Source organism: Klebsiella michiganensis, from assembly GCF_015139575.1.
GTDB classification, from domain to species: domain Bacteria; phylum Pseudomonadota; class Gammaproteobacteria; order Enterobacterales; family Enterobacteriaceae; genus Klebsiella; species Klebsiella michiganensis.
In genome coordinates this window covers 1,926,312-1,938,998 of the sequence record NZ_AP022547.1, presented here as the reverse complement: position 1 = coordinate 1,938,998, position 12,687 = coordinate 1,926,312, and the positions used below count along the sequence as shown (strand labels likewise).

The window sequence follows — 12,687 nt, the reverse complement described above, 5'->3', positions numbered from 1 at the left end:
AGCAGCCTTAACCAAGAATTGAGCGTCTAACTTTATAGTAGTATTTTGTTATCGTGTTTCGCCTCGGTGAACCGACAGGAGCATATTTATTAAGGAAAGGCATCAACGCTTTTTTGATCTTAGTCTGAAGCAGAACTGGCGTTTGCCCTGCAGTTTGCGCAGGACTTGATGAATTTACCGGAGATAACTGACGGAAATAGGTCTCTTTTTCCCATGGCGTATTGATGACGTTTTCCAGGAAATCGTCATAAAAGTCAACCTTGTCCGTATTCCACGGTTTATTCTCCCCGGCATAGTGAATCATATTCGGGTTCTTTCTGGCTTTTAAAAAGCGCATATATGTTGCGAACTGGAGATTGGGGAAAAAGTCATCCGTATTGCCATTACCGTGATAGACATTCCACTCCAGCGGTAAAAACTCAACCCGGCCATAGAAGACTTTGTTCATGATGTCCTGGTCGAGGAACCAGTACTTCTTCTCTTTGAGCGTCTTAATCAGCGCTGAGAAGGTATCTTCCTGCACCATCTGGGCAACGTTAAAAACGATAATTCCCGCCTGGAAATACTCATCCGGATTGGTCATTTTAAGCGTTTTTTGCAGATACTCGCCGGCGGGCATCACGCCATCTGCCGACTCCGACATCGCACCAAACTTGACGAAGCCTTCCATCACGATATCTTTAACGGCGGCAACAAGGTTTGTGCCGAGGTCGACATTAAGCAAAGTCGCAAGATCGGCCTTCACCACAGTATCGGAATCGATAAAAATGACCTTCTCATATTCACGGAAAAGCTGCGGAATAAACAAGCGAGCATAGGTTGATGCGCTAAAGTGCGCGCGGGTATGTACGCCATTCAATTCAGTAAAGGCATTCACATCAAAGAAACGCAGTGAAAAGTTTGTATGGGCCGAGACCAGTTTTAGTAAGCGCTGCTTGTTAAGGTTACTCACCTTATTTTCCAGCACAACAATATCATAATGGGTGTTTTTATCAGAATGACGAACAATGGAGTTGATTAAGGCTCCACCGCTGATGGCATAGTTGTCATCAAAACTGATGACTATCGGCGCAGCGTGAGGAAAAACCGGTTCCAGCTTGCCGTTGAATGTCTCATTCGTCACGAAAGTGCGCTGAAGTTCTTTAACTTTCAGGGCCCGGTCTTGCTGCTGCTTAATAATATAAATGTTAAAAAGACGCTCAGCAATATGTCCAATAACACGCTTTTCTTGCGCGTTATAATTATTCATAGAGATGCGGCTTTCAAGATTAGTCAAAATCGCGAAGAGCCATTCTGAATAATCCACGAACATATCTTTGTGCATCACAAACATGTTCGTGTAATAGCCATCTGTGGCATTGTTAAACTGCTGAATAGCCGCTTTATAATCCGGATAAAGCTCTTCGACAACCTCCAGGGCAGCCAGATAGTCCTTTATATGTAAAAACTCACCTTTCTCATAATGATCGAGGTTATTTTTACTGCCGGCAGAGGTCACAGACCACTTCTTTGGTAACAGCAGGTCAAACCCTGAAATACAATCCTGGATTGCCGTGTCGGTTAAACCAAACTGCTTTTCATACTCTGCATCAATAACGGGTGAATTAACGACGCCCCAATTATCTTCGGGAAAGCTCTGCTCTGAGGAAAAGTTCAGATGTCGGCGATAATGCATAAAGCCGACATAATCAGAAAGAGATTCATTTTTCCAAACCCAATAATGTGCTGTTAACTCACAGTAAAAAGGGTTTTTAAACGAAATATTATCACCTGTATCATCGCCAATACAGCCGATATCATTATAGGAGTTGGCTTTACCTACATGCAATGGTTTGATAATCGATGCATTAAGGAATGCGCTCGGCTTATGATGACAGGTATAGATCTTAATACTATTCATTTAATTACCAGATTTAGGCCATTGCTTGTTTATAAAGTTCGATGATTCTTTCAGCAGAACCGATTTCCCGCAGACGGTGATTTTCGATCCAGACAACCCGATCGCATATCTTTTCCACATCACTCATGTTGTGGCTAACAAACAATATTGTCACGCCACGATTTTTGAACTCTTTAATCGTCTTGATACATTTGGCCTGAAAAGAAATATCGCCGACGGCAAGCACTTCATCGATAATCAAAATATCAGGCTCAACTTGACTGATAACAGAAAAACCAAGCTTCGCTAGCATACCGCTAGAATAGACGCGGATCGGCTCATCGATAAATTCTCCTAATTCGGAAAATTCAATGATGCGCTCCATTCGCTGCTGCACCTCTTTACGGCGTAACCCAAGAAGTGTGGCATTAAGAAAAATGTTCTCGCGCCCCGTCAATTCTGGATGAAAGCCGCCGCCCAGCTCAAGCATTGAAGCGACTCGCCCACGCGTGGTGACCGATCCTTTTGTGGGTTTTATCACGCCGGCAACCAGCCCCAAAGATGTGCTTTTACCTGCGCCATTTCGCCCGATGAGCGCAACGGCCTCTCCTTTACCGACCGTAAAAGAAACATCCTGAATAGCAAGATATTTGCGGCCCTTCAGTAATTGAAATGCTCTTTTGGGATGAAATATTAAATCTTTAATACCTGAGCCAATATGATGGTAAAGTGGATACTCTTTTGTCACATTATTAAAATCAATTACTGGTTCCATCACAAGATCTCTGCAAAGCGATATTTTAATTTATTAAAAATACTCAGACCGATAACCGTCAGCACTATACCCGTCAAATATAATACTGAAATATGCTCATAGTTTAAAACCCCATCCATAAATAAGTTGCGCCAGCTTAAAATCATACTCGCCAGAGGGTTATAGTCAATAACCCAGCTATATTTTGCCGGAATCATATCGGATGCGTATAAAATGGGCGTACAGTAGAACATTAACATAATACCGAGAGTCACAAATCTTTCCAGATCTCTAAAAAATAGATTCAACGTTGAAAAGATTATGGATATGCCAAAGGTGAATATCACCTGCCCGATAGCAATGAGCGGTATTCCCCACAGCCACGAAAGCGAAGGACGCATACCGTATACAAAAAGAAAAGCGACGATGACAGGAATGGTACACAAGAAGTGTAACCCTTCCATCATGACATTACTGAGCGGGATAACTGAGCGCGGAAATACAGTTTTTTTAATAATTTGCGCATTAGCAATAAATGAAAAAAGTGAATTTGTTGCTGAGCTTGCAAACCACTGCCAGGGAAACAGCCCCGTTATTAGAAAAAGGGTATAATTAGGTATCTGAACACGCATGATCAGTTTGAAAATAAAATAGTAGATCATCGCAAAAAGCAAAGGATTGGCAATTGACCATAAATAACCAAACACGCTACTTTTATACCGTACCTTTAGATCTTTATTAGTGATAACAACAAGCAGGTCAAATAAATACCCTAGATTATACTTCATTTTTATACTCATAAATTATTCTACGAAATTTTAAGCATTTTGTTATGCACTTTAGATTTCGCGTTGTAGCTGACTAAACCCCCGTCAGCTGCGATAGCTCTAACGCCCGAACTTATAGATTGCCGGTAGATACCGTGACTTGAGCATACGAGCTGAAAACCTAAGCACATAGATTAAAGCAAGATTTTCCCGAGTTTTGTCTCCGCTTTAATACATTGGCAGCAGCCGACCATTGTAGATCTTGCATACCGAACTGGGACAAGTGAGATGCTGACCTGGAGATGACCAGTTAATGTGCTGTTTCATGGCAAACAGTAAAAACTGCTATTTTACAGTCAGATACCCCCTCCCCTTAATGTTATGAGATAGCTTTAAATCACGCTACCGCCCTTGGCTGTCGCAACCAAACTGCGTAATGATTCATCTATCTTGTCTGTCAACATCTCCAGCGCCGGTTATCACAACCACAGTGCACTGGCTCAACGCCGTCCTGACGTTAAACAGCGGCTGTCGAAAAAGTGGCCGCCCGTGACACCGGGTGTTGCTCGCTTGAAAACGATAAAGATTCAAGCAGGGGCACACTCTCGCTGTTTGCTTTCGCCTCATCCATCAGGAATTTCTCAATTCGCTCTTCCGACAAGCCTGTTTTTCATGCATCACAGGGCTCTGTCTCCGTTATCTACCCATTCATCTTCTGATGAATCAGCGCAAACTGTGCTCCAATATTGATTGAAATGACGCCAACAATCAGTTTAGTGTCATATTTAATGCTGCGCACAGGATAGCTGATTAAGCTGACAACACAATGGTCATGCAAATGAGCAGCAGCATTATAGCGCTGGTCTATAGGAATAAAAATGAAAATACGTTGCCAATCAATTCATATTGCAAATGATTCAGGGGGTAAGCATAATTTAAACAAAATACAGCAATGAAAATAACCGATTGATTTAAAAAGGAAAACCTTAAAAAGTCGCCTTCAATGTGAAATAATTGTAAACTCAAACATAAAATCAATTTTAATCTGCGTTAATTCTCCGGGGCATAAACCGCTCAGGCAGAACAGGAAATCCTGAGTACGCGATCAAACCATACGCAATCATTATCTTGCTAATCATAAAGCACGGATAATGAATTTCATTCAAACTACAGAACGCCAGTACATTCTCGGTACTATCCGGACGCCAGCGCTTCCCCAGCGAACACATGAACATAATCAGCAACGGTAAAGCAGGTGATCCACGCGGCAAGCCAGTGTAAAATCAACGAATAGATAGCGGGACACAGTCACCCCAGAGGATGAATATGAAATTTTTAGTAACTGGAGCCGCAGGATTCATCGGCTTTCATACCTGCAAGCGCCTTCTGGAGGCGGGTCATGAGGTTGTCGGCCTCGACAACATGAACGACTATTATGACGTCAATCTTAAGCAGGCCCGTCTGGATTTACTGCAATCTCCCCTGTTCAGTTTTCACAAAATCGATCTCGCGGATCGTGAAGGTATTGCCCGGCTTTTTGCTAACGAGAAATTTAACCGAGTGATCCATCTCGCCGCGCAGGCAGGAGTTCGCTACTCCCTGGAAAACCCGTTCGCTTACGCTGATGCTAACCTGATTGGTTATCTGAACATTCTTGAAGGCTGCAGACACAACAACGTTGAGCATTTGCTCTATGCCTCATCCAGTTCGGTCTATGGCCTGAACCGTAAAATGCCGTTCTCTACGGAGGATTCGGTTGATCATCCGGTTTCGCTGTATGCCGCCACCAAGAAAGCGAATGAACTGATGGCGCATACCTACTCGCATCTTTATGGCATTCCAACCACCGGACTGAGATTCTTCACCGTCTACGGCCCGTGGGGGCGTCCGGATATGGCGCTGTTCAAATTTACGAAAGCCATGCTGGAAGGCAAGAGTATTGATGTCTACAACTACGGCAAGATGAAGCGCGACTTCACCTACATTGACGATATCGTTGAGGCGGTTGTAAGGATGCAGGACATTATCCCGCAGCCTAATCCGGAATGGACCGTTGAAACGGGTTCACCAGCGGATAGCTCGGCGCCATACCGGGTGTATAACATCGGGAATAGCTCACCGGTTGAGCTCATGGATTACATCACTGCTCTGGAAGAGGCTCTGGGGATGGTGGCGGAGAAAAATATGATGCCAATACAGCCCGGCGATGTGCTGGAAACCAGCGCAGATACCAGGCCGCTGTATGATGTGGTGGGATTCAGGCCACAAACGACGGTTAGCCAGGGGGTGAAGAACTTCGTTGACTGGTATAAAGCCTATTACAAGGCGTAGTCATATCAGGCATTGTGGATTTAGCCGCAGCAGAACGCTACTGCGGCTTTTTTATATCGGAAATGGTCATTGGATAAACTTATCCATCCAGCTGCGAGTTGAGAGACGCCATTTATTCATGGCCTGCCGCTGAAACCACACAATACCTAAACGCAGATTTAACACGAAGCAAACAAAACCTTCAACAAACTCTCATCTAAGCCACTTCCATTACCCTCACTGAAGAGCATTACCTTATAAAGCAAACAATCCCCAGCTCATCAGTCTGCCAGCAAAGTCGGCCACAGCGCTATTGTTCAACGTAACGGCAATGAAAAAGTTTTTTCCACTTTTCTCAAAAAAAAACCACAAATACCATATAGGAATTTTCTTAAATTCAGGCTATGTTAAGCAGGCAAAGGCATGCTTTTGCAGAGATATTAGTTCGCAGGCAAATGGATTTATAACATTCCTTTCATTCTGGTACGCATTATGGCAAACATAATTTTCTTAGCAGTTGCTGCCATCCTGTTGATTGTTTCAGTCTATTTTCTGATTTCTTATATCAAAGATCAGAAAAAGACCAAGCTGACTTTTAACAAAAGAAAGTGGTGAAAAGAAAACTTAATATAATTATAATACAGGCATAGGAAATAATAATATAAGAATAAAACACTGCCAGCGGTGGGGATACGCATAGTCTTTACAGCTGGCATTGGATATCTTTTTAAAATAAAAATGTCATATTAAACTGATACTATATCCTTAGCATCAGCACGCTCTTCTCATGGCCAGGAATGGCTTGCGTTTGCTATGCCTGCGCCCTTCCCTTGAAAGATCCCGCAACTTCCCGTGTCAATATCAATCAGCGCCGCAACGCAGTACGGCTGAGAACCCGGGATCCAGAAACAACAAAAGCCTGCAAGCAGGCTCTGTTTTACCTTCCGGCGCTTATCTCCAGCGTCTACATCACAGTGACGGTAGCTCTTCACAAGGTGAATTTAACATATCCGACCTCAATGGTTGGGACAAGATGATCGATTGAAGAATTTAAGCGAGGTCACGTTTTTTAGGGAGTTGGGCCGGGGAAGAGGGGCAATACGATTCGTCAGGCGAATAGTTGCCCCCTTCAGAAGAGAGGAAAATTCTGGCCGACAGCGCATCTGCCGGCCAGAGGGGGGATTTAGTCACTACCGAACAAATCGCGGGTATACACTTTGTCAGCGACATCCGACAGCTCTTCAGCCATTCGGTTTGAGACAATCACGTCAGCTTCTTGTTTGAACGCGTCGAAATCGCGAACCACGCGGGAATTAAAGAACTCATCTTCCTGCATAACCGGTTCGTAGATAATGACCGGGATACCTTTGGCCTTGATACGCTTCATGATGCCCTGAATTGAGGAAGCGCGGAAGTTATCGGAGCCACTCTTCATGATCAGGCGATAGATACCAACGACTTTAGGCTTGCGCGCCAGGATAGAGTCAGCGATAAAATCTTTACGCGTGCGGTTAGCATCGACGATGGCACCGATGATGTTATTCGGTACAGATTCGTAGTTTGCCAGCAGTTGCTTGGTATCTTTCGGCAGGCAGTAGCCGCCATAGCCAAAGGATGGATTGTTATAGTGATTACCGATTTGATTGTTGTATCCAATGCCGGGAGGAGGTCAAACCCACGTTTTTAGGAGATACCAGGCTTGAAAGAAGCTAGAAAAATATTTATTTCATGAAACATGAATAAGTAGAAGATTTAGGAGTGGAGATATCAGGAGAGAAACTCTGGCCGATAGCTAAGGCCACCGACCAGAAAGTGTTAGTCGTTACCAAACAACCCGCGGGTATAGACTTTATTAGCAATGTCTGAAAGTTACTCAGCCATACAGTTTGAAGCAATCACGACTCCTTCTTACCCGAAGGCATCGAAGTCACAAACCTCGCGAGAATTGAAAAATCATTACTGTTTATTCTTTTCCAAACGACAGATATAGATAACATTAAGTCATGATAAAAACAGTTCAAATTATTTCAATTTTCATATGTGCAACAAGATAATTGAATTGCAGTATATTAGTTCCATTTGTAATACTCTTTATACCAGTCAACAAAATTTTTGACACCCTCCTGGACAGGAGTTTCCGGTCTAAAGCCTATTGTTTCATACAATGCTTTTGTTTCCGCACTAGTATTCAGAACATCTCCAGGTTGGATCGGCATCATATTCTTTTCAGCTTTAATCCCCAACGCATCCTCCAAAGCAGTGATATAATCCATCAACTCCACTGGTGAGCTGTTGCCGATGTTATACACCCGGTATGGTGCAGAGCTATCTGCTGGTGAACCCGCTTCAACGGTCCACTCCGGATTAGCCTGCGGGATAACATCCTGCACGCGAATAATCGCTTCCACGATATCGTCAATGTAGGTGAAGTCGCGCTTCATCTTGCCGTAGTTATAGACATCAATACTCTTGCCTTCCAGCATGGCTTTCGTAAATTTGAACAGCGCCATATCCGGACGGCCCCACGGGCCGTAGACGGTGAAGAATCTCAGTCCGGTGGTTGGAATGCCATAAAGATGTGAGTAGGTATGTGCCATCAGTTCATTCGCTTTTTTGGTGGCGGCATACAGCGAAACCGGATGATCAACCGAATCCTCCGTAGAGAACGGCATTTTACGGTTCAGGCCATAGACCGAACTGGATGAGGCATAGAGTAAATGCTCAACATTATTGTGTCTGCAGCCTTCAAGAATGTTCAGATAACCGATCAGGTTAGCGTCAGCATAAGCGAACGGGTTTTCCAGGGAGTAGCGAACTCCTGCCTGCGCGGCAAGATGAATGACCCGTGCAAATTTTTCTTCCGCAAAAAGCCGGGCAATAGCTTCCCTGTCTGCCAAATCTATTTTGTGAAAAATGAAATTCGGGGCTTCTAATTTTTTCAGACGGGATACTTTTAAATTCACATCATAATAATCATTAATATTATCGATCCCAACGACCTGATGCCCATCGTTCAGCAGCCGTTTACTTACATGAAACCCAATAAAACCTGCCGCACCGGTAACCAAATATTTCATACCGTCAACTCCTAATAAAAACTCAATTATTGCCTATAATATCCTTCACCATCCAACATAACCACCCAGAATAGCAAAGCAATTTTACAAATACACTAAACACAGCTTCATCAAAGCCAATCAATATAGCTCAATCGTATAAACATAATATAAATTTGGCTGAAAAAATATACAGCCAAATTATAAAATATTAATCGTTACCAAACAGATCTCGGGTATAAACTTTTCCTTCTACATCTGCCAGTTCCTCATCCATTCGGTTCGAGACAATCACGTCTGCTTCCTGCTTGAAAGCATCGAGGTCACGAACCACGCGGGAATTAAAGAACTCATCTTCCTGCATAACCGGTTCGTAGATAATGACCGGAATACCTTTGGCTTTGATACGCTTCATGATGCCCTGAATTGAGGAAGCGCGGAAGTTATCGGAGCCACTCTTCATGATCAGGCGATAGATACCAACGACTTTAGGCTTGCGCGCCAGGATAGAGTCAGCGACAAAATCTTTACGTGTGCGGTTAGCATCGACGATGGCACCGATGATGTTATTCGGCACAGATTCGTAGTTTGCCAGCAGCTGCTTGGTATCTTTCGGCAGGCAGTAGCCGCCATAGCCAAAGGATGGATTGTTATAGTGATTACCGATTCGCGGATCGAGACACACGCCTTCGATGATCTGTTTACTGTTCAGACCCTGGCTTTCAGCATAGCTGTCCAGTTCATTAAAGTAGGCTACGCGCAGCGCCAGGTAGGTATTGGCGAATAACTTAATCGCCTCAGCTTCGGTAGAGTCAGTAAACAGCGTCGGGATATCCTGCTTAATCGCACCTTCTTTCAGCAGATTAGCAAAACGCTCCGCGCGTTCTGAACGTTCGCCAATGACGATACGAGACGGGTGCAGGTTGTCGTAAAGCGCGCGGCCTTCACGCAGAAACTCAGGAGAGAAAATGACGTTATCAATGCCCAGGCGCTCTTTAATATCACGCGTAAAGCCAACGGGAATGGTGGATTTAATAATCATTACCGCGTCTGGATTAATCTCGGTGACATCACGAATAACGGCTTCAACGGTCGAAGTATTGAAGTAGTTCGTTTTCGGATCGTAGTCAGTGGGCGTAGCGATAATGACATAATCTGCATCACGATAGGCATCATGCTTGTCAGTTGTCGCGCGAAAATTCAACGGTTTTTCCGCCAGATATTCCTGGATCTCCTTATCGACAATCGGAGAAATCTTTTGGTTAATCATATCAACTTTGGATTGAATGATATCCAGCGCTACCACTTCGTGGTTTTGCGCAATCAGGATGCCATTCGATAAACCAACATAACCGGTACCGGAAATAGTAATTTTCATTCGATCACACTTTAATCAGTTAACTGGACGGCGGCGGATGGCCGCAAATTAAGCAAAACTGTTGATGTTTCTACTCTCAGGAACAATGTAAGTCAAGCAAGACACCAAAGGTCTCTGAAATACTGTATAGGCCTATAAAGGGCCTATACAGTAAATGAAGCTATATTTTATGCTTATTTATATACTTCAGCTGTCTTTAAGGTATGAGCCTGCAAATCCTTATCAGATAAAGAGAGCGTACAGTCTGCAATCTCCGGCCACTGAATATTAATCTCCGGATCGTTCCAGATAATGCTCCGCTCAGACTGCGGCGCATAATAGTTCGTGGCCTTGTACACAAACTGCACCGTTTCGCTCAACGCCATGAAGCCATGGGCAAACCCTTCCGGAATCCACAGCTGACGCTTGTTTTCCGCGCTCAGTACCGCCCCCACCCATTTACCAAACGTTGGCGATGAACGGCGGATATCGACCGCCACATCAAACACCTCGCCTTCAATGCAGCGAACCAGTTTGCCCTGGGCATGCGGGTCAAGCTGATAGTGCAATCCGCGCAGCACGCCTTTCTGCGACTGAGAGTGGTTATCCTGAACAAACTCCACTTTCCGCCCTACTGCTTCATCAAATACTTTACTGCTGAAGCTCTCAAAGAAAAAACCGCGCGCATCGCCGAAAACACGAGGCTCAAAAATCAGCACTTCAGGGATATCTGTCTTAATAATATTCATAATATTTCTGCCCGTTTACTTGCCCAGAACTTCTGTTACCACGCGCGCCACGCCCTGGCGCCAGTCCGGCAGCGTCACGCCAAATACACGCTGGAATTTCTCATTCGACAGCCGTGAGTTCAGCGGACGTTTTGCCGGCGTTGGGTAGGCCGTGGTGGGGATACCGCTTACTGCTTTGATTGCCAGCTCTGCGCCGTGCGACCGCGCCACCTCAAAAACAAATTCCGCGTACTCCGCCCAGCTGGTTTCCCCGCTGGCCACCAGATGATAGGTCCCGGCTACAGCACGGTTGCGCTGTTCTTCACGAATGGCGATTGCCGTACAGTCCGCCAGCAGCTCTGCGCCGGTTGGCGCACCGTGCTGATCGTTAATAATCGACAGCGCCTCTTTCTCACCTGCCAGACGCAGCATCGTTTTAGCGAAGTTTGCCCCGCGGGTGGCATATACCCAACTGGTACGGAAAATAAGATGGCGCGGATTCGCCTGCTCCAGCGCGATTTCCCCGGCTCGTTTGGTTTCGCCGTACACGTTCAGCGGCCCGGTCGCCTCATCTTCCAGACGATAGTGGCTTCCCTGACCGTCAAACACATAGTCCGTTGAGTAGTGCACCATCAGCGCCCCCAGCTTCGCTGACTCTTCTGCCAGCACCGCCACGCCCCGATCGTTCAGCAGATCGGAAAGCTCGCGCTCGCTTTCCGCTTTGTCCACCGCAGTATGGGCAGCCGCGTTCACCACTACATCCGGTTTTACCGTACGGACCGTCTGCGCGATCCCTTCCAGGTTGGTAAGATCACCGCACAGCGTTTTATCAAAAAAGTCCACGGCAACCACTTCGCCCAGCGTGGACAACGCACGCTGCAGCTCCCAGCCCACCTGGCCATTTTTGCCAATCAGTAAAATTTTCATACGTTAATATCCCAATGATGACCGGCAGCCATTAATGCTCATTCAGCAGACGTTTCAGGTAAGCACCATACTCGGTTTTCTTCAACCGTTCGGCCTGTACCGCCACCCCTTCCACGCTCAGCCACTGCTTGCGATAAGCAATTTCTTCCAGGCAGGCTACTTTCATCCCCTGACGCTTCTCGATGGTATGGATAAACTGAGAGGCCTCAATCAGGCTGTCGTGGGTTCCCGTATCCAGCCAGGCAAAACCACGGCCCAGCAGTTCAACCTGCAGGTCACCCCGATCCAGATACATCTGGTTCAGCGTGGTAATCTCAAGCTCCCCGCGCGCGGAGGGTTTAACTTCCTTCGCCATTGCCACCACATCGGTGTCATAAAAATAGAGTCCGGTCACCGCCCAGTCAGATTTCGGCTTCAGCGGCTTCTCTTCAATCGACAGCGCTTTAAAGTTCTCATCAAACTCCACCACACCGAAACGTTCCGGATCGAGAACCTGGTAGCCGAATACCGTAGCTCCGGATGTTTTGCTGGCCGCCGCATCCAGTTTCCGGCCAAAGCTCTGACCAAAATAGATGTTATCGCCCAGGACTAATGCACAGGCATCATTACCGATAAACTTCTCGCCGATGATAAAGGCCTGCGCCAGACCGTCCGGCGACGGCTGAATCGCATAGCTGAAATTCACCCCAAACTGAGAACCGTCACCCAGCAGACGCTGAAATGCGGGCATATCCTCCGGCGTGGTGATAATCAGGATATCCTTGATTCCCGCCAGCATCAGAACAGAAACCGGGTAGTAAATCATCGGTTTGTCATAAATGGGCAGTAGCTGCTTGGAAACACCCTGGGTGATCGGATATAAACGCGTGCCGGAGCCGCCGGCCAGTACAATACCTTTCATGCTTCTTT

Annotated in this window: 11 protein-coding genes and 1 pseudogene; 2 read left to right on the top strand and 10 right to left on the bottom strand. The window is 45.8% G+C overall.

What is annotated here, in order from left to right; translation table 11 throughout:
* Window positions 1-7: 7 nt before the first annotated feature.
* Genes JLG71_RS09135 through JLG71_RS09125 form a run of 3 tightly spaced genes read right to left on the bottom strand, consistent with a single transcriptional unit; the run spans window position 8 to window position 3,421 of the window.
* Window positions 8-1,900, bottom strand: coding sequence for a DUF4422 domain-containing protein (locus JLG71_RS09135; RefSeq protein WP_032719826.1), 1,893 nt, complete (start codon window positions 1,898-1,900; stop codon window positions 8-10).
* A 13-nt stretch (window positions 1,901-1,913) separates the two neighbouring features.
* Complete coding sequence (locus tag JLG71_RS09130) at window positions 1,914-2,654, bottom strand: ABC transporter ATP-binding protein (protein WP_004852439.1); 741 nt, start codon at window positions 2,652-2,654, stop codon at window positions 1,914-1,916.
* Entirely contained in the window at window positions 2,654-3,421 is a 768-nt protein-coding gene (locus tag JLG71_RS09125) for an ABC transporter permease (RefSeq protein WP_004138730.1), read from the bottom strand. The genes JLG71_RS09130 and JLG71_RS09125 overlap by 1 nt, the downstream gene beginning before the upstream one ends.
* A 1,305-nt stretch (window positions 3,422-4,726) precedes the next feature.
* Here JLG71_RS09125 and JLG71_RS09120 point away from each other — a divergent pair.
* Both JLG71_RS09120 and JLG71_RS09115 read left to right on the top strand, forming a co-directional pair.
* Entirely contained in the window at window positions 4,727-5,731 is a 1,005-nt protein-coding gene (locus JLG71_RS09120; protein WP_025107747.1) for an NAD-dependent epimerase, read from the top strand.
* 471 nt (window positions 5,732-6,202) lie between these two features.
* Window positions 6,203-6,325 carry a small membrane protein gene (locus JLG71_RS09115; RefSeq protein WP_004138729.1) on the top strand — a complete coding sequence of 41 codons (123 nt, stop codon included), beginning with the start codon at window positions 6,203-6,205 and terminating at the stop codon, window positions 6,323-6,325.
* Window positions 6,326-6,893: 568 nt separating this feature from the next.
* On the opposite strand, the gene JLG71_RS09110 is transcribed toward JLG71_RS09115, so the two are convergent.
* From JLG71_RS09110 to rfbA, 7 genes and pseudogenes are all read right to left on the bottom strand, one after another.
* A complete protein-coding gene (locus JLG71_RS09110) occupies window positions 6,894-7,367 on the bottom strand; it encodes a UDP binding domain-containing protein (RefSeq protein WP_074189013.1) in 474 nt (157 codons plus the stop codon).
* Between the two features lie 212 nt (window positions 7,368-7,579).
* A pseudogene (locus JLG71_RS28610) lies at window positions 7,580-7,663 on the bottom strand (hypothetical protein); the annotation flags it as partial.
* Window positions 7,664-7,779: 116 nt separating this feature from the next.
* Window positions 7,780-8,787: an NAD-dependent epimerase gene (locus tag JLG71_RS09105; protein ID WP_200914141.1), complete on the bottom strand. Its 1,008-nt coding sequence runs from the start codon at window positions 8,785-8,787 to the stop codon at window positions 7,780-7,782.
* A gap of 190 nt (window positions 8,788-8,977) precedes the next feature.
* Window positions 8,978-10,144: a UDP-glucose 6-dehydrogenase gene (gene ugd / locus JLG71_RS09100; protein WP_064407099.1), complete on the bottom strand. Its 1,167-nt coding sequence runs from the start codon at window positions 10,142-10,144 to the stop codon at window positions 8,978-8,980.
* 173 nt (window positions 10,145-10,317) lie between these two features.
* The gene (rfbC, locus tag JLG71_RS09095) at window positions 10,318-10,872 is read right to left on the bottom strand and encodes a dTDP-4-dehydrorhamnose 3,5-epimerase (protein ID WP_014230057.1); all 555 of its coding nucleotides are present in this window, start codon (window positions 10,870-10,872) and stop codon (window positions 10,318-10,320) included.
* Window positions 10,873-10,887: 15 nt separating this feature from the next.
* Complete coding sequence (rfbD, locus tag JLG71_RS09090; protein ID WP_014230058.1) at window positions 10,888-11,778, bottom strand: dTDP-4-dehydrorhamnose reductase; 891 nt, start codon at window positions 11,776-11,778, stop codon at window positions 10,888-10,890.
* Between the two features lie 31 nt (window positions 11,779-11,809).
* Window positions 11,810-12,679, bottom strand: coding sequence for a glucose-1-phosphate thymidylyltransferase RfbA (gene rfbA, locus JLG71_RS09085; protein ID WP_064404563.1), 870 nt, complete (start codon window positions 12,677-12,679; stop codon window positions 11,810-11,812).
* Window positions 12,680-12,687 lie beyond the last annotated feature (8 nt).